The following is a 21,380-nucleotide window of genomic DNA, read 5'->3' on the forward strand; positions in this document are numbered from 1 at the left end:
TCGATGCAACCGTTCTGGGGCCATGACGAGGCCGTGGCGGCATGGGTCGCCCGGCACATACCAGGCTGCGAGCGCGGCTTCGAGACGTGTCGCGCCATGGGCGTGCTCGACGGCGAAAAACTCGTCGCCGGCATTGTCTATCACAACTGGGAACCGGAACATGGCGTCATCGAGATCTCCGGCGCGGCCAACACGCCGCGCTGGCTGACAAGGCCGGTGCTCTGGCAGATGTTTTCCTACCCCTTTGTCGGCATCGGCTGCCAGATGCTGCTGATGCGCGTTTCGCAACGCAACGAACAGTGGAACGGGCGCGGACTGCCGCGCCTGCTCAAAGCCTACGGCTTCGACAGACACACCATCCCCCGCCTCTACGGCCGGTACGAAGACGGGCACGTCTTCTCGCTGACCGACGACGCCTGGCGGGCCAACGGATTTCACAGGAAGGAGCTTGCTGCCAATGGGTAAGCCGAAAGCACCGACGCCGCCCGATCCGAAAGAAACGGCAGCCGCGCAGACGGGCACCAATGTGTCGACGTCGATCGCCAATGCCGCACTCGGCAACGTCAACCAGGTCACGCCCTACGGCAACCTGACCTACAACCAGTCGGGGACACACAAGTTCACCGACCCGACCACGGGCAAGACGATCGATGTTCCCACCTACACGGCGACGCAGACGCTGAGCCCGTCGCAGCAGGCTATCTTCGATCAGTCGCAGCAGGCGCAAGGCAATCTCGCGAAGATCGGCAACCAGCAATCCGCGTTCCTTGCCGACTACCTGAACAAGCCGATGGACTTCAGCAACCTGCCTGCCGGCGGCGATGCATCCAAGATCGGCACGCAACAATACCAGCAGTTCCAGTCCGGACCGCAGTTGAACACGCAGATCGCCGATGCCGGGCAGATCACCAAGGACTACGGGCCGAAGGACGGCTACGCCAGCAACACGCAGGAAGTGCGGGACGCGATGTTCTCGCGTCTCAACCCGGAACTCGACCGGCAGCGTGCCTCGCTGGAAACCTCGCTGGCCAACCAGGGCATCCGCATCGGCTCCACCGCCTATGACACGGCGATGAACCAGTTCAACCAGGGCGTGAACGACCAGCGCACGTCGGTGCTGCTGGCATCCGGCCAGGAACAGAGCCGGCTTGCCAATCTCGACGCGCAGCGCGCCGGCTTCCAGAACGCCGCGCAACAGCAGCAGTTCATGCAGAACAGTGCGCAGGGCGAATTCGGCAACACCGCCAGACAGCAGATGTTCCAGAACCAGAACAGCGTGACCGGGCAGAACAACGCGCTGCAGGACCAGCGCATGAATGCCCAGCTCGCGCAGTTCAACGCCGCCAACCAGCAGCGGCAGATGGCGCTGCAGGAAGCCTATGCGCGGCGAGCCCAGCCGATCAACGAAATCACCTCGCTGCTGTCCGGCGCGCAGGTGCAGAACCCGAACTTCGTCAACACCAACATGCCGAACATTCCGACCGTGGATTATGCCGGCCTGGTCAATCAGAACTACAACCAGAAGCTCGGCATCTACAACCAGCAGGTGGCGGCGCAGAACAGCCTTTTCGGCGGCCTTTTCGGCCTTGGCGCGTCGGCGATCATGAAGTCCGACCGCAGGGCCAAGAAGGACATCAGGAAGCGCGGCCGCATTGACGGCACCAACATCTACGAGTTCCGCTACCGTGGCGAGGACAGCGATGCGCCCAAGCATGTCGGGGTGATGGCGCAGGAAGTGGAGAAGACGCACCCTGGCGCGGTGATCGAGGTCGGCGGCGTCAAGCATGTCGACTACGCCAAGGTGCTTCCCGGCCTGTTCGGACTGGGGCAGGCATCATGGTGAGCTTCATCTTCGACGGCAACAAGCCGCGCCCGCCGATGACGCCGGAAGAACAGAGCCAGGCGCAGATGGCGCTGGCCACCAACATGCCGACGGACATCGGCAGCGGCCTCTCGGCGATCGGCCAGGCGCTGATCTACCGCCAGAACAGGGACGGCAGCTTCCCACCGGCTCCGGGCGCCAGCCCGCTGTCGGGGCTTTTCGGCCTCGGCCTCCAACGCAGCGAAAGGATCCCGCTCTGATGACCCTTTCCTTCATCTTCGGCAAAGGCCAGCAATACGAAACGCCCGAAGAGCTGGCGAAAGCGCGGGCCTCGGCCAACAGCCTGCTGACCGACCAGCCGATGCCGACCGATCTCGGCTCGGGTCTGAACGCCATCGGCCGGGCATTGCTCTATCGCGCGATGATGAGCGATATCCGTGCCTGCGAGAAAGCCGGCCGCGACAGTGCCACGGCCGCCTTCAATCCGATTGCCGGCGCGATGAGTGGTCCCGGCGCCTTCCCACCGCCTCCGGGCGGAGCGTCCAAGGTCGCGCAGGCACTGGCCGGCAGGCCGATTCCGAAACCCGACAACCCGAATGCGCCGAGCCGGTTCGATTTCGCGAGAGCGGACGCGCCGGGAGCAGCCACCGATGATGGCGGGCTACCGGACGTGCCGACGATGGAAGCCTATATCCGCCAGTCAGCCGGGCAGCGCGGCATCGATCCCGACGTCGCGGTGCGCGTGGCGCGCTCGGAAGGGCTTCAGCACGGAACCTGGCAGTCGAACGTCACCAGGAAAGGCGTGCGCGAGCCGAGCTACGGGCCATACCAGCTTCTCGTCGGCGGCAAGGGGACGGGTTTCCCGGAAGGCGTCGGCAATCGCTTCATCGATGCCACCGGTCTCGATCCGGCCGACACGGCCAACTGGCGGCAAGGCATCGATTTCGCCCTCGATACAGCCGGAAAACAGGGCTGGGGACAATGGTACGGTTCCAGGGCAGCGGGTATCAGTCCGTTCCAGGGGATCGGAACTGCCGGGCCTGCCGCTTCTGGCACGCAGGCGCCAAGGTCAATGCAAGACCTCCCGGTTCCCGGAGTTGCGCGAACCGCGCCTCAACCCGCAGCGATGCCGCAAGGCAACGCGCCCGCGCAGCCTCCGCAGGGCGATCAGTTCGACCTGTCACAACTTCCCGCCGCCGCCGGAGGCACCACGGATACATTCAACCCGTCGAAAGGGCCGACGCTACCGATGCTGCTCAACGCGCTGCAAAACCCCTGGCTGAACACAACGCAGCGCGGGTTGGTGGAGCGCGAAATCCAGCGCGTCAGTGGCTCGCGCTAGCGATCCTTGCTGGAACCACCGCAGGAGCGCGTCTTGTCCGATGCACTCAGGCGCGCGCCCCGAAGCCCGCACCCAGAACCGATCCTGGAAATGAACAATACAAACCTGGAGATCACTGCAAATGGTAACCGCTGACGAAGCCCGACGCGAACTGGCACGCCGAGAACTGCAGAGCAGGCGCGCGCAACAGGGAAGCCGGCCCGCGCCGGCTGACGACTATGGCAACAGCTGGTTCGCCCAGCTCACATCCGGTGCCAATGAAGGAATCGCCAAGACATTGGGGGCACCAGTCGACCTGACCAACAACTACATCGTCGGCCCGGCAATGCATGGCATCAATGCCATCGCGGGTACGGATTTCCAGCCTTCGCCAGAACCTTTCGGCGGTAGTGCCGGCCTGCTGCGCAGCCTCGAAGAGATCGGATCGATCAAACCACCAACGGATGATCCCGACAAGCAGCTCGGTCGACGACTGTCCGAAGAAGCTATCAGCGCGCTTCTTACCAGCATGGGTGGCATCGCAAAGGCCGAAGCGCCAATCCGCGAGACGTTGAAGGCCCTCTACAGCGGGCTTGGAAGCGGTGCCGGCGCCGCCTTTGCAGACTATGTTGCGCCCGACAACGCTTACGCCGAACTTCTCGGCAAATTCATTGGAGGACGGATCGGAAATGTCCCGTTTGAAATGGGCGGCCGTGCCGCCAGGCCGGTCTACGAAGCCGTTCCAGAGCTTGAGAAGCGGCAGGCGTTGCTGGAGGCAATGTACGAAAAAGCCGGCGATTTAGCGTCCCTGTCCGCGCCGGCCGCAGTGGACTATGTGAGACGGGCCTTCAAAGGTCCCTCTGTGATGAAGAGGCCGCGGCCAATGGAGCCTTTCAGGAAAGCCACCGGAAATCCCGTCTACGACGCGCTGACCGTTGGCCGGCCAACGGCTACCGCCGATTGAGCCGGTTGCCGTACCAGTTCTTGGCGTACCCGGCCACGCATCCCCAGAAGAAGGAAACGACGGCAGTCGAAATCGGGCTCTGAGGCAATGTGTTGCTGGATGGCGGCATTCCAATCAGACGATAAAGGGACAACAAGCCAACGGCAATCACGGCCGCGACAGCACCCCAGATGAATGGGTTTGTCTTCTTCATGGCATTGTTGCAGCCGGCTTGGCGGCAGCTCCCCGAACCCTTGCGATCATTCTCTCCTCCGACCTTCAGTGAACGGTAAGACATTCCCGAACGGTCGTTAAGGGCCAATTGGCCTGACCGGCACCGACCCTCTTTTTGTCACGCCTCCGATCTGCCGATGTGACCGACCCATGACGGCACGGGGCGAAAGACGGCCAGGACGACCAGAACGAAAGGATTCGCCGATGTCAAACGAGCTGCGCGCCTATGATCCCACCTGGCGCGATCGGGTTGCCGCCGCCCTGATCGGTGAAGGGAAACCAAGCCGCTACTATCGCGACGTCATTTCCGGCCTGGTCGGATCGGCCGGCATCGGCGGCACCGGATATTCCTTGTCTGATCTTACGCCCGCCGGCACCGTGTTCTCCGCCGACGAGATGGTCCGGAGTGCCCGGGACGGCAACTACGGCCAGGCGGCTCTCGATGCCGCGAGCATCATCCCTGCAGGTGTTGCTTTTCGGGCCGCTGCAAAGTTTGCGAAGGGTGCAAGACCCTTCGCAAACTTTGGCAGCAGGGTCGCGAGCGTGTATGATCCACGTGCGAAAAACCCGCGACCGTTCCACATCGACTACCCAACCGGAGCGCTGGCGGATGAAGTCGGAAATCTTACGCGGGACATCGAGGGAAGACCCCTCGTCGCAAGATACATTGCCGGCCGACGACTGGTGGGTGGGGCAAATACTGCACTGTCACCCACCGAAATCCGATCCATTGGCACGCAAGCGACGGGCCGACCAATTACGGAGGTTCCGCAGCGTGGGCCGACCGGGCTCGGATCTGATATGGGCCGTGTCACCCTCAACCGATACAGCCGTCGTCCCGAAAAAATCTTCATCTCGGAAAATCTGACCCCCCAACAGAGAGACAGGGTTCTCGCCCATGAGGTCGGTCACGTCATCGATCAGATGGCGGGCGAAATCCCCGTGGCAGGCCTCTCCCGTGAACTTGCATTCGTCTATGACGCATTGCTCACCGGACAGGAGCGTACCAGGAATTTTACCGGCCCTCAGCACCTTCGGTATCGAGGCGATGAAGTGCCGCGCGAATACATCGCCGAGGCCAGCCGTGCCTATATGGTCGATCCGAATTGGCTGAAGACCGTCGCTCCCAAAACCGCAGCCCGCATCCGCGAATATGTGAATTCACATCCCGAACTCAGCAAGATCATCCAGTTCAACAGCTTGGCCGCAACTGGCATCGGCAGCGGTTCATTGCTGGGGACGGAGAAGGCCGATGCGGGTGAAGCCGTCTCGGCGCCGCTTGCGTCGAAACCCGCAACAGCTCTGGCAACTGCGGCGGCAGTATCAGATGAACCAGGGCTGTTCGCCCGTACCGGCGAAAATGACAGTCCTGGCAAGGCGAACGGATTTGCTTTCAGAGGCGCTGACAACATCGTGACCGCGTCGAAGGGCGAGGACGGCGCGCGGGTTGCGGCAGGCCTGACCAGTCGAAACAGCCCGGCCCTGGACGCCTTGCTCGCTGGCGGCCTCAGCTGGCCGGCGTCGAAAGTCGATCGTGTCGCCAGGGCGTTGCTTATGTCCTCAGCCGAAAGGCGCTGAGCGATCCATTGCGTGAGTGATGAGGGCTACTCGATAGATGAGTTGCCGCCTACGGCTGCTCATCAGGGACTATCCCCACACGATGAATACGTTGCATCGCGTGACCTTGAGTGTTCGCCGACGATCACGACATAGCCTCCGGCATCGCCCTGAGGGCCTATCCATGAACTGCAGAGGAGATCGTCCATGCCGCGCGTGAACGGCGTCTACCAGCTTTTGCCGGGCGTCTACGGTGTTCCCAATGAGCCGATCGCCTCTGCTCCCTACAACAGCCAGTTGGATGACCTTGCAAAGGATGCCAATGATCCGCGGCCGATGGCGGCCGGAGGCACAGGTGCACAGACCCCTGGCGAGGCGTTGACCAATTTCGGTTTCACGGCTTTCGTCAAGTCGCTTGTCGGAAAAGCCAGCGATGTCTTGTTTCGCACGGCCATCGGCGCCGACGATGCGACAAACCTGACCAAAGGCACCCTGCCGGCCGGACGAATATCCGATGCCAGCCACGGCCAGCTCTCCGGCGGCAATCTTCATGCTGCCGCAACGGGCAGCGCCAGCGGTTTCATGTCTTCGGCCGACAAGACCAAGCTCGACGGGCTCGTCGAGAAGAACCTGACTGGCTGGATTTCCGGGCGTGATTTCACCAACGGCACGTTGATCACGACCAGTATCCCCGCAGCGGTCTCGGAGGGTGACGCGTTCCTGATCGAGATCGTCGGCAATTCGTACAACTCGCTGGTGCCGTTCGACATCAAGATTCAGGGCTATCTCTATGGCAATGCGATCATCAACCATGGGGCGCTCTCGACCGGCAGAAAGCCCACCGAGATCTGGCTGTTCAATGCCGGCGGCTTCCTGTGCTGCTGGCTGCCCTACATGGAATACTGGCAGGGCTATACGGTGTTTGCCAGCGTTGTCGGCAGCAATGCAGGTGACCGCCCCGCCAGGAACGTGGTGACAACCATCACCAACAGCGCAAAACCCGTCGGCCGCACCAAGGAGGTTTCTGTTTCGATTGTTCAAGCCGCGCTGAGCTCAGGAGCTGTCTTCAAGGGTCCAGTCGACGTTTCGAGCACGTCCGGCAAGGCGCTGCAGGCCATTACCTCGGGCGCCGATTATGGCATCTACGGCCGATCGACAAATGCGGGCTACGGCGGCGTGCTTGGATATTCGGCCGATCTGAACAGTTTCGGCATTCTTGGCTATGCAAATGCGTATTCGCTGTATGGCGCCGGCAAGCTCTACACTTCCGCCAACATCGAAGCTGGCGGCCACATTCTGGTGAACGGCGGTTATTTTTATGGCGGCTCGAACTATGCCGTTCTGGGCCCAAACGGAACGGGAGTCGTGTATCTCAGGCCATTGGGGCCTGGCAATTCGGCCGGCGAGGCAAGGGTCGACTCCAGCGGAAATCTCTGGGCTTACAATATCATCTACTCAGGCAATGGCGCGTCCTATCTCCACACGAACGGCAACGTCTATGGATCGGCGTGGGGCGGTTATCTTTCTGACTACATAAGCAGAGCCACAGTCGGCTACGTGGCCGGCCTGGGCGGCGACAGCATCGGCAGCCAGGTAGAAATGGTCAATGTCAGCGGTAGCACTATCGGCGTCAATTCGGTGGTGGATGGCAGCCTGCTTCGCGTCTGCATCGGAGACCAGAACGGGCAGTCGACGGGGCGACAGCCCGGCGGAGCCTGGCGAAACATCTCCACCGACGTCGCCAACAACAGATCGGTCACCTTCGTCCGAGCCTGGTAGAGGTAATCTCGATATGGACACGCAAGATATCACGATCCCGGATGCCGTGACGCAGCTACGCTGGGCGAGCCCGGACAACACGACCCTCGTGGCGCACGTCACGCTGCGGGACGGAACATCCTTTGATGCCAGCATTCGCGATGGCGACCTGCCGCATGTCCAGCATGTGTGGAACAAGGCCGTCGCCGGCGACTATGGACCTATAGCGGCCTATGAGCCGCCCGCCCCGCAGATACCCGACCGCGTGTCGTCCCGTCAGTTCAAGCTACAGGCGCACGCCGCCGGTTTGCAGAACCCCATCGAGGCTTGGATTGCTGCGCAGGACATTCCAACCCAAATCGCCTATGCGAGCGCGGCGACTTTCGTCCGAACCGACCCCATGTCGCGAGCCGGATTCGCAGCACTCGGCTTCACCGCGCAACAGATCGACGACTTCTATGTCGAAGCATCGCGGCTTTGATCGAACCGGCTTCGAGACTTCGCTTTGTGCGGCCCGCCTTTGCCGAGGGTATCCTTCTCATTTGAAAACCGCGCGGGAGACCCTTCATGCCGAGTTGCTACGATGCCGCAGGCGACTTGAGTTGCCTTTGCAAAGCTGAAAGAACAGGCGCGCTGTCCAATATCAGAACGGTGAGCAATCCTTTTGGCAAAGGCGTGCTATTTCTTCGCTGCTGACGCGACATACTTCCCTCATGCCGTCGTCGCAGCCCGGCGCGCAATGAGTTTATCCAGCTCTTTGCACGGCTTCATCTTAACAACGAGAATTCCAAATCAGGACATCGAAGTGGCGCGTGGGCTGCTTGGCAACGCAGTGCAAATCATCGACGTCTCTGCCTATGTCGAAGACTTGAACGTCAACACGTTCCGCCTTGGCATCGCGACCTATCTTCGCCTGTTCGCGGACGTTTTGCCGGAATTGCAACCGTTCGATCGAGCGATCTATCTGGATTGCGACGTGCTCGTGAACCAGGATCTGGCGACGTTGGCAAAGACAGAGATGATCGCGCCGCTGGTGGCCGCACACGACGATCAGCGTTATTTTGACGATGAGTTCCGCAAACGCCTGTCGATGCCTGCGGGTGCTCCTTACTTCAATGCCGGTGTCATGCTCCTCGATCTCGATACAATCCGGCGTGAGCGGCTTTTCGAGAAGACGCGCAGCTTTGCCGAAGAGCACCGCAATATCTGCAAACAACACGATCAAGATGCGCTCAACATCGTTTTCATGAACCGATGGCAAACACTCCACCCCAAGTGGAATGCCATGACCAACTTCAGCGGTCACATCCACTACGCAGACGCTTACATCCGCCATTTCAGTTGGGGCAAACCGTGGTGGAAGCGCCCGCTCGGTGTCGAACAGCCGGCGATGGACGAATATTATAAGCTGACCGGCGATACGCCTTGGGCAGCTATGTATCTGGGCAGATCAGATCACTGGGGGTTCTTGATGAAGCGGCTTGGGCGGAGTTTCGATCCCCTGCTTGGTTTCTTCGGCGACAAGCGGGCCAAGCGACGCGCGCCCTACAATGCCTTCAATGCACAGCAGGCCCAGATAGCAGACGCTGACGCGTTGCTCCTCGCCCGCTGGTTCCCAGAACGCACATGGAAACTCGATCCGCCGTATATGTGATTTGGAAATGATGGCTCGATAGTTGAGCCAGCGAACAATTCAGCCCTGAAAGCCAGGCCGAACGACGTGGCTCGCTAGGCCTCGACCAGGCAGAAAACAATCCGCACGGGTCGCGCGCGGACTGTTTCTCGCACGCAAGTCCGGCCCACACCTCACTTGTCCAAGACTGCACAGGAGACAGCCCATGCCCCGTGTGAACGGCGTCTACCAGCTTTTGCCCGGCGTCTACGGTGTTCCGAACGAGCCAATTGCATCAGCGCCTTACAACAGCCAGATGGACGACCTTGCGAAGGACGCCAACGATCCACGCCCGGTGACGGCCGGCGGCACAGGCGCACAAACGCCAGGCGACGCGCTGACCAATCTGGGGTTTTCGGCTTTCGTGAGATCATTGGTTGGCAAGGCCAGTGACGTGCTGTTTCGCACGGCCATCGGCGCGGACGACGCAACAAACCTGACCAAGGGCCGATTGCCGGCAGCGCAAAATACCGCTGGCGTCATTACCGCCGCAAGCGGCACCATCGACAATGCGGACTGGAACAGCCTGGTGGCTCCGGGATGCGCTCCCGCCCTCTATATGGGCAACAGCCAGAACGGACCCGGCGAGGGCACCTACTTCTATGTCTGGAATCTCGAATATAGCGGTGCGCAGATCACACAAATGGCTTGGCCGTATGCCTCTCCTCTTTCGAATGCATACATTCGCGGTCGCTATATTGGCGCTTGGACATCCTGGAAGAAGTTCGCCTACGAGAGTGACGTCGCCAAATTAACGGGTGCGACGTTCAACGGCGATGTCAAGGCGCCTCGCTTCTTGTCCGGCTATGCCGCGACTGATGTAGCCAACATTACGACAGCGGCTCAGATCATCTCCTATTCGCCACGCCGGGCAATCGAGTGGGGTTATCCCGGCAACAAACTTTATCCCAATACACTTGGAGCGGACGCGACGGGCTTCGGTCATATCCTGTTTGGCGGCGAGGCATCCGACACCTCCGGCAAGTGGAACGCGACAGCCGGCAACAAAGCGATCGGCTTGCGCAACGTGGGTGGCGGCAATGGCATCGAATTTTTTCATGTCCCGGCTGGGACCAACAAGGACTCGATTGCACTCGGCCGTATCAACGAGGGCGGCAACCAGGTTCTTCGTGGCTTCTACTTCGAGAACGAACAGAGCGGGCGTTACCGGCAACTGTGGAACATTCCTGCTGGGATGATCGGGTTTTTTGCGCTCGGAACTGCCCCAGCCGGCTGGCTGCCGGCAAATGGCGCAGGTGTCCTAAAAGCAGACTATCCGGACTTGTGGGCAGCCGCATCAAACACCGGAATGACGGTACCTGAATCGACATGGCAGGCCGGGTACTATGGCCGATACTCAGATTACAGCGCAGCCACCTTCCGTGTTCCACTGATCAATGGATCATTCGTCCGTGCACAGGATATGGGATCGGGCATCGATCCGGCAAACAGCTCGCTCGGTTACAAATATGCGGACTCAATACGCTCACACAATCACACTGTGACCATCGACGCGAACGGCAGTCACAATCACCGCCAACCAGTCTATCGCGGCTGGCAGGACGCTGGCACCTATGCGGCAGCGAACATTGCCACCGTTCTGAATGCATGGGCAGCAACCGACTATGATGGCGCCCATATTCACTCCGGCACCGTGGGTTACGCCGGTGGCACGCAAACCCAGCCCATCAACATCCCCCTTTACGCTGCCATCAAATATTGAGGCTGTCATGAAAGTGTACCATTTCGATATCAACACCAAACTGCTCACCGCCACCGCTGATGCACACCCAAATCCCATGCGGGAGGGTGAATTCCTGATACCTGCTTTTGCCACTGAAATCGCTCCCCCGTCGCTTGCGCCCAATGAAGCTGCAAAATGGGAGACCTATCAGTGGGCCATCGTCCCGATCGTGGTGGACCCCGGAACCGGGGACCTGGAATCGGTGAACTTAACTCAATATGCCGCTGATGTCAGATGGCGGCTTGAAACAGGCGGCACCGGAATTGTTTTTGAAAATATCTCGATCCCACTTGCGACAGACCGAGATTCACAGATTAAGGCCTTCGTCGCTCGTTACCAGGCCGACCAAAACCCCCAATTTACGATCAACTGGAAGTGTGCAGACGGTAATTGGAAGGCACTCAACGCCGCAAAGATTCAGGCTGCAAGCAATGCGATCTTACAGCACGTCAAAAGGTGGTTCGACGCCGAACAAATTGTTGTTCAAAAAATTGCAATGGGTGAGATCACAACTGCGCCGCAAGTAGACGCAGCATTTGCCATGATGTGAGCCATTCTTGCCCCGCATCGAAACGCAGGAGATGAAACTTATCTTGCTTGGAACCGGCATCCGTCTCACCGAGGCGCGCCGAGCAGGCATCGGTGGGCCCTCTCCATCGTTTACGCCAGCCGCCATATTCGCCAATGGGGAACAGGGGGCGTGGTACGATCCTTCTGACAGAGGCACATTATTTCGAGACACTGGTGGAACAGTGCCGGTGACGGCAGATGGCCAACGGGTTTCGCGCGTTTTAGACAAGAGCGGCAACGGGCATCACTTGGTGCAGCAGCTCAACGACAACCGCCCCTACTATAGGAGCGCGGGTGCGATCCCTTGTCTTGAACCCGCCGGTACTAGCGGTTTCATCAGTGGTGATCTGATCAACAATCCGATCGTCTACAGCGCGCGAAACAGTCCTCTCTAGATTGGTGTTCAGGCATCGCTTGAAATTGGAAACTCTTTCCCCTTGGGGCTTGTGCGGGATTCAACTGATAACATCTTCACCGGTTGTTCGACGACAGGTGTTAAGAACTGGTCGAGCCGACATAGGTGGGATGGTGACCAGATATTTTACTATAAGCCCGGCGTCGGCGAAAACCTATTTCATTGGGCCGATATGCAGACTAAGCAAGCGGCAATTGTCGCTAACGACTTCATCGATTTTCAAGTGGATGGATCCGCGGGTACGCTTGCAGCGAACAATGCCCCTGCCACTGGCAACATATCCTATGTGCCCGCCATAGGCACCCAGAATATGTCCACCGGCTCGCCTGATACCCACGCGTTCTTTGGCGGCATCATCGTGTTGCGGACCGTAATCCAAAACGACCGGGACAGACTACGAACCTATTTCCGCACGCCGCGCTGACCACTGCCGCCGCATGGCGGCACCCGATTTTAGACACTCTCCCAAAAGGACTTAGTCCCATGGATCGATCGCGTTTCTACGCGAGCGTTCGCGCTCGCACGTCCGGTGTTTTTGGCACGTCCCTCTCTCAAAGCCAGGTCGCCGGCATGGAAGTCATTCTTGATGCCGGCCAGCGCACGGGCCTGTCGCTGAAGCATCACGCCTATGTGCTGGCCACCGCCTATCATGAGACCGGTGGCAAGATGCAGCCCGTCAATGAAAACCTGAATTACACCAGCGCCGCACGTATCCGGGAGGTCTGGCCGAAGCGCTTCAGCAGCACCGCTGCTGCCATCCCCTATGTGGGCAACCCCCGGAGCCTTGCCAATCGTGTCTACGCCAACCGCATGGGGAATGGTCCGGAAGCCTCAGGTGACGGCTGGCGCTATCGCGGCCGCGCTCTGCCGCAGCTCACAGGCGAGGAAAACTATCGGAAGGCATCCAAACTCGTAGGTGTCGATCTGGTTGCTGATCCCGAAGCAGCCAATGACGCCGATATTTCGGCGCATATCCTTGTCGAGGGCATGCGGGCCGGCATGTTCACAGGCAGGAAACTGGCCGATTTCGATGTCTCATCGTCGGCCCGTCCGACAGACTATGACTATGTGGCGGCGCGATCGATCGTCAACGCAGATGTCCAGGTCAACGGCAAGCTGGTTGCCGGCTATGCCAAGGCGTTCGAAATCGCGTTGCGGGAAGCGGGCTACGCTGACCTGTCGCCGGTAACGACCTCGACAGAAAATCCGTTCGAGACGTCAAAGACAATTCCTGTCGCCACGCAACCTCCCATGCCACGGCCAACGACCCTGCCTGTGGCAACGCTCTGGGGGTTGATCCGCACGCTGCTTGCCACTGCTTTCAGCAAATCCGTCAAAGGAGCCTGACATGGGCCCGTATGTCCGCATCATTCTGCGCTACGGCGTGGGCGCCATCATTGGCTACCAACTCGGGGATCAGCTCTCGAACGATCCTGATGTGGTGACCGCGGCTACCGTTGTGGCGACCGCGCTTGTCGGAGTAGCTACCGAAGGAGCCTACTGCCTGGCGCGCAAATTCGGCTGGGACCGTTAACCATGTTGGCGCTCCTGCTCAGATTCTGGCCCCAAATCGTCGGTGCCGTTGCCACGATCTTCATCGGCTGGAAATTCCGGCAATCCGGCGCCGAGGCAGAACGCGCACGACAGGCGAAAGAGAAATTGGCGGCGGCCGAAGATCGCCTGGAGATGGACCGGGAGGCCACCGATATCGAACGGCACGTTTCCAGCCTGTCCGAGGACGAAGCACGGAAGGAAGCTCTGCGATGGTCAAGGCATTGATCCTTGCTGCTGCGCTGGCCCTTGCCGGTTGCGTCACCAAGCGAGACGGGCCGCTGCCGTCCGATCCACGCTCGATCTGGTGCGAATACAATTCGCCACGCCGGGATGCCCGGGCGGAGACACCTCGCGCCGGGCTGGATGAAATCAACAAACACAATGCCCTTGGTGAGAAATGGTGCGGGTGGAAGCCATGACAAGACATGTGTCCATCGATCCTGACGAACTGAAGCGCATCGTCAAGGAAGCCATCCGTGAGGAGCTTTCCGCCGCCGGATTGCGCATCGATGAGCCCGAACACCAATTTGAAGCTCGGGAGGATTTCCGGTTCCTCCGGAACTTCCGTCAAGCGCTGGCCGGCATATCGAGCAAGGTCGGCGCGGCCGTGATCCTGTCCATCGTTTCAGGGTTGCTTTGGCTGCTGTGGAATGGCGTCCAGGCCTTGCCAACGAAGTGAAGAACGAATGCCCGGTCGTGCAGGAACTGCTTCCATTCACGCGATGCCAGCCAGACGACAGCTGACGGCGCCAAGCAAGGGGAAACGTCCGTCAATCTCCGAGCAATTTGTCAGGATCGTAGACAGGTTTGCCTTGCAGAACCGTAGCAACCACCTTTGCGTTGCCGATGGCCTTGACCGGAACCTTGAGGATATCGCGGTCGATTATCGCAAGATCCGCGATCTTGCCGACCTCGATCGAGCCCGTCGTCCTGTCCTGATGCAACAGGCGGGCCGGGTTGATGGTCATCCAGGCGATCGCGGTAGCGACGTCAGGGGCACCGTCTTTCTGACGCGTGACAGCGGTCTGGATCTTGATCAGAGGCGACAGCTCGTCGGCGTCGAAATCGCTGCTCATCACCACATCGGCCCCCATGGCCTGAAGCGTGCCGGCGGGCATCATGGTGTCGGCCCTGTCGCCGATGAACTGGCGGATGAACTGTACATAGTCCGGATCGACGGAACTCGGGGCGAGCTGGAAATCGGCGACCACGCCCAACTGCTTGAAGCGAGGCAGATCGGCCTTGTCGACCAGATAGAGATGCGTCAGGCGGTGCGGCCCGGGCGCAGCATCGGCTTGCGCGATCGCGTCGAGAGCAAGCCGTGCACCACGATCCCCGGTCACATGATAGTGCAGTTGAAATCCCTTTTCGGACAGAACCTTTGAATAGCGGTTCAACGTGTCGATGTCGAAATAGAGAAAGCCGCGATCGAAACCGTGGTCGATGCCTGCTCCCGGCCGATAAGGTTCCAGAACCGCGCCGGTGCGCTGTTCTAAAATGCCGTCGACATAGATTTTGACCTGATTGAAGCGCAACAAGCTGTCCGGGTCATTTGAGAACTGCTTTGTCAGCGCTGCGACCTGCTCATCGAAAGGCATGTCCGGGTAGACGTAGAGCGCGTTGGAGGCCCTGACTGTCAGCGTGTTGTTGGCCAGTGCCTTCTGCCAGACCTTGACATGCCCCTGTGGCCAGAAACCTCCCGCATCACTCACGGTGGTGATGCCGTTCTTGGCCATGGTCTTCAGCGTCGGCAGCATGCTCTCATAGGCAAACTCGACATTCTCCGGTGTATCCGGGAACGCCAGGTTGCGCAGTTTCTGCTGTGCATTCTCCAATACCACACCGTTCGGCTTGCCTGTTTTCCTGTTGCGCAGGATGATGCCGCCGGGCGGATTGCCGTCGATCGCATCATAGCCGGCAGCACGCATGGCGGCCGAATTGGCCCATGCGCCATGGCCAATATCATCAAGAATCAAGACAGGGCGATCGGGTGAGATCTCATCGAGCAGCGCGATCGGATTGTCGCTCTGATCGAGCAGATTGGTCATGCTGACGCCAGAGCCGAGCACCCAGTCGGTCTTGCTGCTTTTCACACAGGCCTCGACCGTTGCAAGTGTGTCGTCGAGCTCGTCGAAGGGACCGAACTCGCACAGGATCTCGTTGACGCCGGCTTCGACGAGATGGACATGCGCATCCTGGAAGCCCGGCAGCACCATCTTGCCACCGAGATCGATGACCTCCGCTTCCTCGCCGGCGACTGCCACAACATCCTGCACCGCGCCAACGGCAATGATCATGCCGTTATCATCAATGGCCATGGCCTCGGCGGTCGGTGCCTTGGGATTGACGGTGTGAATGCTGGCGTTCGTCAGCACCTTGGTTTTGGCAAAGGCAGGCGGACTTAGCGCCATGCCTGCGGCCAGAAACAGTCCGGGAAGGTGCAATCGGCAATCGAAAATGCCAACCATCAATGGCCCTCCGAAACATGAGGCGATCTAAGCTGCTTTGCAGGAGGTACACAAGCAGCGATCTCTTCGCGCATGATTCTCTGGTTCGGTCCGGTGGTTTTAAACTCCCGCCTGCGCAGCAGATTCCGCGTCGACCGGGTGCGCCGAGTTGAACGACAGACGCACAGTCAGCCCTCCCCCTTCCGTCTCTCCGAGTGCAACCGTACCGCCATGCGCGTTCATGATCTGGTCGACGATGGCAAGTCCCAATCCCGTGCCTTCGCCTTCACGATCCCTGCCGCGCACGAACGGCTGCAGGACGTCGCGACGCTCATCCGACGGAATGCCCGGACCGTAGTCGACGACGCGGATTTCGGCCGGTGAGAGCGCCTCCACGACTATCAATTTCGTGCCGACGGCGTGCCGGACTGCATTGAGAAGCAGGTTTTCCAGTGCAACCCGGATCGCAGCCTCTGATCCGGAGAGCGAGACCGGGCGTGCCGGCGATCTCAGCTCGATGTCGATGCCGTGCTTGAGGGCCATCGGCACCTGATCGGAGACAACGGCCCTGGCGACGGCGGCAAGATCCATGTCGGCAAAGGTCAACGACTGGCCGGACAGACGCGCAAGCTGAAGCAGCGTGGTTACGATGGAACCGAGGCGTTTGGTGTCGCGGATCAATCCGTCGCGCAATTCGCCATCCGGCAATCGCTCCAGCTTCAGGCGCATCTTGGTCAAAGGAGTGCGCAATTCGTGCGCAGCATTGGCAAGGAAGTTGCGCTGAGCAGCAAAGGCGGCGTCGATCCGCATCAAGGCCGTATTGAAGGCTGCTACCATGGGCTTCAGTTCGCTCGGTGTGTCGGCGTCCGATATGCGTCTGCCATTGGGCAGCCCATCGATCCGCTCGGCGGATCGCACGACACGTTGTACCGGCCTTGCGATCGTGCCCCGGACGATGATGACGGCGATCGATGTGGTGGCAACAGGATGGCACCAAACAGTGGTAGCAGCCCCTGCGATCGCACCGGGACAAGGGCGACCAGAACGGTCTCCCAGTTCGAGAGCACGATCCCGCCAACGGAAACAATTTTCGGGCCGTCGCCTCGGCTGACCGACCTGATGCCCAGCATGTCGTGATTGTCTTGCCGGTAGCGGAACTCCGAATATTGAATTTCGCGCGGGGTCTGGTCGAACACCCGCTTGACCTCCGCGGGTTGTTGCCCATGTGAAATCACCTGCCGGCCATCGTCGATGACATACCAATAGGCCGGCTGGGCTTCGGCAAATTCGATGATGTTCGTGGCAAGCTTCTGCCTGTCGAGCGTGAGGTGGCCATCGGCATCATAGGCGATGGCGGCACCCAGCGTACGGGACAGTTCGCTGGTGTTGATCTGCAGGCGGTCTTCCGCGCTGATGCTGACGATGATCGCAAGTGTCAGAACCGTGCCGAGCAGCATCACGATCGCCATGCCGACGACCAGCAGCGCAGCGACAGGAAAGGCGATCGAGCGGTTCAAACTGTCACTCCAGAACCAGCATGTAGCCGATGCCGCGCACGCTCCTGATGACGGCCTCGCAGTCGGCATCGCGCAAGCGCCTGCGCAGGCGCGATATGTGTGAATCCAGCGCGTTCGATTCGATGTCCTCACCGATGTTATAGACGGAGGACTCCAGCGTTTCCCGCTGCACGACACGGCCGGCGCGACGCATCAGCGTTTCCAGTATCGCAAGTTCACGCCGCGGAATGTCGAGCACTTTCTGCCCGACGCTCGCCATCCGGTGGTTGAGATCGAAGGCCAGATTGCCGAATTGGGTCGAACCCAGCACGTCCAGGCTGTAGCGGCGCAGGACCGCACGTGCACGGGCGACAAGTTCCGTTGGTTCGAACGGCTTGCCGACATATTCGTCGGCGCCTTTGTCCAGGGCCGAGGCGATATCGTACGGATCATCCAGCGCGGTCAGGACCAGGGTCGCTGGCCGCGGTTGCAGCCGTCTCAGCACCGGAAGCAGCGAGAGTCCATCACCGTCAGGAAGCCTGCGGTCGATGACCACAAGATCAAATTTATGAGCCATAAGCGCGGCTTCGGCCTCGGCAATGGATCCAAAGGTGTCGGATATGCCGATCGCGCCCTCCATGATGGCTTTGAGGGAAGAGGCGAGTTCGCGATCATCTTCAACGATCAGAATATGCATGAAAGCTCACTTCCATCGAAACCCGGCACTCCAGGAGTGGACGCGGTCAGCCCTCATATCGTTCGCCATCTCGCGAGCGATAGTCCCTGCGATCCCTTTCAATGTCGAACCTTTGCAGGCATCGCGAAAAATCGGGGGTGTCGTCATCGAACCCATATGACAGGCATCGTTCCCGATCGCGTGTATTCTGGCACGCCGACAGCAATACACCGATGCATACGACATAGAACAAACGCATTTGCCGACCTCGAACTGTTTCACAGGCGGCCTGTTTCCGGGCGTCACATTGCAGCAATGTTACGAGCCGCCACGCTGCCAGCGATGCGAATGCATCCCCCGGTTTCATTTCCTTCCAGGCATTCGAGGTTCCGCGTCCCGGCATCTTAGTGGACAGCAGCTAGCCCGGATCTTGACGGACGGTTAGCCATCCCTTGCGGCAAATCGCCGATACAGCTCGCGGTGGCATTGATGTTCTCCGCGCCTTTCCTAAAATATCAGGTCTGCAGCGTGAGTCCCTACCGTCATGTCCGAGCAGGAAGCAAACCATCACGATCGCGAGCATCGGCAACGTGTGCTCAAAGGGGCTACCATCATCACCAGCATCCACAATTCGGAAATCCCTTGCGTGGTGCGCAACCAGCATACGAATGGCGCGGAACTCAAGGTGGCCGCCGATGCCATCATTCCTGAACGTTTCAGCCTCTATGTCCCTGTTGACGGTGTCGCCTATGAATCGCTGGTGCGCTGGCGCCGCAACGACCGCGTCGGCGTGCAATTCACCGGTACTGGCCCGAAACCGCGGTTCCACTACGGCTGACCCTCCAACCTTCGCTCGGACCGCTCACCGCTGCTCCACATCCTAGCCGGTTGACGCTCGGCATTGCCGCGGCTAGCTTCGGGTTGGAGCTGGTTCCGCCGCGAGGCGGATGAAAAGGGAACACGGTGCGGCCGAACCATCGGTCAAAGCCGCGACTGCCCCCGCAACTGTAACCGTTGAGCCTTCTTCCATGATGCCACTGGCCGCCTCGCGCGACCGGGAAGGCGGAAATGGGCGATGACACGGAAGTCAGGAGACCTGCCTGTTCCAGTCACCCATGCTTGATCACGAGGGGTGATCAGGCGCGGTCGTCCGTGGCGGTGACACGTGAAGTGTTGCCGCATGCGAGAACGGCCAGGAAGTGCGACTGAACGCAAATCTGTCCTAGCCAATCCGTCTGCGGTTCGAAATGAACCTCACGGCGCTCGACCGCGCCGTCAATCCTTTTGGGGGCGGATTTGAAGAAGACATTCTTGCTTGCCAGCACAGCATTGTTGGCTTTCGCAAGCCATGCCGGCGCTCAGAACAACAACATTCCCGGCAATGCCACGATGCTGGAACGCATTGTCATCACCACGCCGCTCCGACGCGAGACGACGCTGGAGCGTTCGACCTCGTCGGTAACGGTGGTCGACCGTGAGAGCATCGAGCACTCGGCTGCTCCCGACCTGCCTTCCCTGCTTAAATCCTACACCGGCGTTTCCATCGTCTCTTATGGCGGCCAGGGTGCTGCATCCAACCTCTATCTGCGTGGCATGTCGGCCAGCCAGACGCTGGTGCTGATCAACGGCGTGAGGGCAAGTTCGGCCACTACCGGCACCGCCTCGCTCGGCAATATTCCGCTCGAGTCAATCGAGCGCATTGAGGTCGCCAAGGGCGCGCATTCGGCGCAATACGGCTCCGACGCCATGGGTGGCGTCGTCAACATCATCACCAGGCAAGGCGGCCCTTGCGCAGACGGCCGCAACAGCTGTGGCTCGGTAACAGCTGGTGTGAGCTATCCGTGGGGAGGCACGTTGTCCGGCAATGTACGCGGCCAGAGCAGAAGCGGCTTCGACTATTCCCTCGGCGGCAGCCTGACCGGCACGCGAGGCTACGACTTCACGCTGCCGACCGCCTACGGCCATGAACCGGACGATGACGGTTTCCTGCTCGGCTCGATCAATGCCTCGCTGTCGAAGCAGTTCGACTGGGGCCGGATCTACGGCGACGCTCTGCTTGCCCGCAGCCGCGGCCAGTACGACGACTCGTATCCTGGCGCGAACGAAGTCGACACGACAAGTTTTGCCGGCAAGCTCGGTACCGAAATCAGACATTCCGAAGATTGGTCCTCGACCATCGAGCTGTCGAGTTCGGTCGATCGCTCCCGCAACTTCCGCGATGGCGTCGCAGGCGACAGCCGTTTTAACTCCAGCCGTCACGGTCTCTTTGCCTCCACCACCGGGAATTTCGACACCGGTGCCGTTGCGCATGTGCTGACCGGCGGTGCCGAAATCTATCGCGAACAGGTCAATTCGACCGTCGATTTCGATGTGAAGGCGCGAACGCTCGCTGCAGTGTTCAGCCAGTACTCGCTGTCCTATGAGGCGCTCACCATAGACAGCGGCATCCGCTATGACCACAATGGCCAGTTCGGCGGCGCCACCACATACAATGTCGGCGCGAGCTATGAGATCCTGCCAGACCTGAGACTGCGATCATCCTATGCCACCGGCTTCCGGGCGCCGAGCTTCAACGAACTCTATTATCCGAACTACTCCAATCCGAACCTCAAGCCGGAAAAGTCCAAATCCTATGAGATCGGGCTGAACTGGCAGGCGAGCGCCGACACCAATCTGGATGTTGCGTTCTATCAAACCTGGCTGACCGACGCGATCGCCTCCAACCCGCCGACCTACCTGCCCTTCAATGTCGCCAAGGCACGTATCACGGGTTTCGAAGCGGCACTTGCGCACCGGTTCAGCACCGAATGGAGTGGAAAGGTGAGCCTCGATGTCCGTCAGCCGCTGAACCAGGACAACGGCAAATACATCCCCTACCGCGACCGGCTCAAAGCAATGGCCGAGGTTACGTATAGCCCGATCGAGCAGTTGGACCTGACGACGCGCCTGCTCTACGGGGCGGCGCGCTACGCCAATGCCGCCAACACGACGAAGCTGCCGGACTATGTCACGGTGGACTTCACCGCGCTCTACGCATTGGATGCCTCATCGCAGGTGAAATTCGCGGTCGAGAACCTGTTCGACGCCGATTATTCGACGGTGACGGACTACCGCGCCCCCGGCCGCACTTTCAATCTGAGCCTCACCCGGACATTCTGAACCGCGGAGATG

24 protein-coding genes and 1 riboswitch are annotated in these 21,380 nt (G+C 60.1%); of the genes, 19 read left to right on the plus strand and 5 right to left on the minus strand.

From position 1 onward, the window contains the following. Nucleotides 1-3 precede the first annotated feature (3 nt). The 15 genes from ACFJIU_RS23085 (at nt 4) to ACFJIU_RS23155 (ending at nt 13,570) form a co-directional block, all read left to right on the plus strand. Nucleotides 4-465, plus strand: a complete 462-nt coding sequence (locus tag ACFJIU_RS23085) for an N-acetyltransferase (protein ID WP_379063914.1) — start codon at nt 4-6, stop codon at nt 463-465. Next, complete coding sequence (locus ACFJIU_RS23090; protein WP_379063916.1) at nt 458-1,843, plus strand: tail fiber domain-containing protein; 1,386 nt, start codon at nt 458-460, stop codon at nt 1,841-1,843. Before ACFJIU_RS23085 ends, ACFJIU_RS23090 begins: the two co-directional genes overlap by 8 nt. Then, complete coding sequence (locus ACFJIU_RS23095; protein ID WP_379063918.1) at nt 1,837-2,082, plus strand: hypothetical protein; 246 nt, start codon at nt 1,837-1,839, stop codon at nt 2,080-2,082. The genes ACFJIU_RS23090 and ACFJIU_RS23095 overlap by 7 nt, the downstream gene beginning before the upstream one ends. Then, complete coding sequence (locus ACFJIU_RS23100; RefSeq protein ID WP_379063920.1) at nt 2,082-3,164, plus strand: hypothetical protein; 1,083 nt, start codon at nt 2,082-2,084, stop codon at nt 3,162-3,164. Before ACFJIU_RS23095 ends, ACFJIU_RS23100 begins: the two co-directional genes overlap by 1 nt. 121 nt (nt 3,165-3,285) lie before the next feature. Continuing rightward, a complete protein-coding gene (locus ACFJIU_RS23105; protein WP_379063922.1) occupies nt 3,286-4,107 on the plus strand; it encodes a hypothetical protein in 822 nt (273 codons plus the stop codon). A 591-nt stretch (nt 4,108-4,698) separates the two neighbouring features. Beyond that, nucleotides 4,699-5,898 (plus strand): ImmA/IrrE family metallo-endopeptidase, encoded by a 1,200-nt coding sequence (locus tag ACFJIU_RS23110; protein WP_379063924.1) that lies wholly within the window; start codon nt 4,699-4,701, stop codon nt 5,896-5,898. Between the two features lie 186 nt (nt 5,899-6,084). Beyond that, complete coding sequence (locus tag ACFJIU_RS23115) at nt 6,085-7,656, plus strand: hypothetical protein (protein ID WP_379063926.1); 1,572 nt, start codon at nt 6,085-6,087, stop codon at nt 7,654-7,656. A gap of 13 nt (nt 7,657-7,669) precedes the next feature. Beyond that, the gene (locus tag ACFJIU_RS23120; protein ID WP_379063928.1) at nt 7,670-8,116 is read left to right on the plus strand and encodes a hypothetical protein; all 447 of its coding nucleotides are present in this window, start codon (nt 7,670-7,672) and stop codon (nt 8,114-8,116) included. Between the two features lie 183 nt (nt 8,117-8,299). Continuing rightward, nucleotides 8,300-9,289 (plus strand): glycosyltransferase family 8 protein, encoded by a 990-nt coding sequence (locus tag ACFJIU_RS23125; RefSeq protein WP_379063930.1) that lies wholly within the window; start codon nt 8,300-8,302, stop codon nt 9,287-9,289. A gap of 184 nt (nt 9,290-9,473) precedes the next feature. Continuing rightward, nucleotides 9,474-11,030, plus strand: coding sequence for a tail fiber protein (locus ACFJIU_RS23130; protein ID WP_379063932.1), 1,557 nt, complete (start codon nt 9,474-9,476; stop codon nt 11,028-11,030). A gap of 7 nt (nt 11,031-11,037) precedes the next feature. Continuing rightward, nucleotides 11,038-11,601 (plus strand): DUF4376 domain-containing protein, encoded by a 564-nt coding sequence (locus ACFJIU_RS23135; protein WP_379063934.1) that lies wholly within the window; start codon nt 11,038-11,040, stop codon nt 11,599-11,601. Between the two features lie 7 nt (nt 11,602-11,608). After that, entirely contained in the window at nt 11,609-12,016 is a 408-nt protein-coding gene (locus tag ACFJIU_RS23140) for a hypothetical protein (RefSeq protein ID WP_379063936.1), read from the plus strand. A gap of 42 nt (nt 12,017-12,058) precedes the next feature. Beyond that, nucleotides 12,059-12,460, plus strand: a complete 402-nt coding sequence (locus ACFJIU_RS23145; RefSeq protein ID WP_379063938.1) for a hypothetical protein — start codon at nt 12,059-12,061, stop codon at nt 12,458-12,460. A 59-nt stretch (nt 12,461-12,519) separates the two neighbouring features. Beyond that, nucleotides 12,520-13,383 carry a hypothetical protein gene (locus ACFJIU_RS23150; RefSeq protein ID WP_379063940.1) on the plus strand — a complete coding sequence of 288 codons (864 nt, stop codon included), beginning with the start codon at nt 12,520-12,522 and terminating at the stop codon, nt 13,381-13,383. A gap of 1 nt (nt 13,384) precedes the next feature. After that, nucleotides 13,385-13,570, plus strand: coding sequence for a hypothetical protein (locus ACFJIU_RS23155; protein ID WP_379063942.1), 186 nt, complete (start codon nt 13,385-13,387; stop codon nt 13,568-13,570). Here ACFJIU_RS23155 and ACFJIU_RS23160 read toward each other — a convergent pair. Next, nucleotides 13,567-13,755, minus strand: a complete 189-nt coding sequence (locus ACFJIU_RS23160; protein WP_379063944.1) for a hypothetical protein — start codon at nt 13,753-13,755, stop codon at nt 13,567-13,569. The genes ACFJIU_RS23155 and ACFJIU_RS23160 overlap by 4 nt on opposite strands. 44 nt (nt 13,756-13,799) lie before the next feature. On the opposite strand from ACFJIU_RS23160, the gene ACFJIU_RS23165 reads away from it, so the two are divergent. Both ACFJIU_RS23165 and ACFJIU_RS23170 read left to right on the plus strand, forming a co-directional pair. Next, nucleotides 13,800-14,009 carry a hypothetical protein gene (locus tag ACFJIU_RS23165; RefSeq protein ID WP_379063946.1) on the plus strand — a complete coding sequence of 70 codons (210 nt, stop codon included), beginning with the start codon at nt 13,800-13,802 and terminating at the stop codon, nt 14,007-14,009. Then, on the plus strand, nt 13,997-14,269 hold the full coding sequence (locus ACFJIU_RS23170) for a hypothetical protein (RefSeq protein WP_326890720.1): 273 nt from the start codon (nt 13,997-13,999) through the stop codon (nt 14,267-14,269). The genes ACFJIU_RS23165 and ACFJIU_RS23170 overlap by 13 nt, the downstream gene beginning before the upstream one ends. A gap of 91 nt (nt 14,270-14,360) precedes the next feature. Here the strand turns inward: ACFJIU_RS23170 and ACFJIU_RS23175 are convergent, their stop codons facing one another. From ACFJIU_RS23175 to ACFJIU_RS23190, 4 genes are all read right to left on the minus strand, one after another. Next, nucleotides 14,361-16,058: an amidohydrolase gene (locus ACFJIU_RS23175; protein ID WP_379063948.1), complete on the minus strand. Its 1,698-nt coding sequence runs from the start codon at nt 16,056-16,058 to the stop codon at nt 14,361-14,363. A 99-nt stretch (nt 16,059-16,157) separates the two neighbouring features. Next, the gene (locus ACFJIU_RS23180; RefSeq protein ID WP_379063950.1) at nt 16,158-16,874 is read right to left on the minus strand and encodes a sensor histidine kinase; all 717 of its coding nucleotides are present in this window, start codon (nt 16,872-16,874) and stop codon (nt 16,158-16,160) included. Between the two features lie 5 nt (nt 16,875-16,879). Further along, on the minus strand, nt 16,880-17,506 hold the full coding sequence (locus tag ACFJIU_RS23185; RefSeq protein WP_379063952.1) for a hypothetical protein: 627 nt from the start codon (nt 17,504-17,506) through the stop codon (nt 16,880-16,882). Nucleotides 17,507-17,558: 52 nt separating this feature from the next. Then, complete coding sequence (locus ACFJIU_RS23190) at nt 17,559-18,230, minus strand: response regulator (protein ID WP_379063954.1); 672 nt, start codon at nt 18,228-18,230, stop codon at nt 17,559-17,561. A 523-nt stretch (nt 18,231-18,753) separates the two neighbouring features. Here ACFJIU_RS23190 and ACFJIU_RS23195 point away from each other — a divergent pair. After that, nucleotides 18,754-19,047 carry a PilZ domain-containing protein gene (locus ACFJIU_RS23195; RefSeq protein WP_379063956.1) on the plus strand — a complete coding sequence of 98 codons (294 nt, stop codon included), beginning with the start codon at nt 18,754-18,756 and terminating at the stop codon, nt 19,045-19,047. A gap of 73 nt (nt 19,048-19,120) precedes the next feature. Next, nucleotides 19,121-19,328, plus strand: a riboswitch (cobalamin riboswitch). Nucleotides 19,329-19,598: 270 nt separating this feature from the next. Further along, nucleotides 19,599-21,368: a TonB-dependent receptor domain-containing protein gene (locus ACFJIU_RS23200; protein WP_379073199.1), complete on the plus strand. Its 1,770-nt coding sequence runs from the start codon at nt 19,599-19,601 to the stop codon at nt 21,366-21,368. The last annotated feature ends 12 nt before the right edge of the window (nt 21,369-21,380 follow it).

It is taken from the genome of Mesorhizobium sp. UC74_2 (assembly GCF_042701485.1).
In the GTDB taxonomy this organism is placed as follows: Bacteria; Pseudomonadota; Alphaproteobacteria; order Rhizobiales; family Rhizobiaceae; genus Mesorhizobium.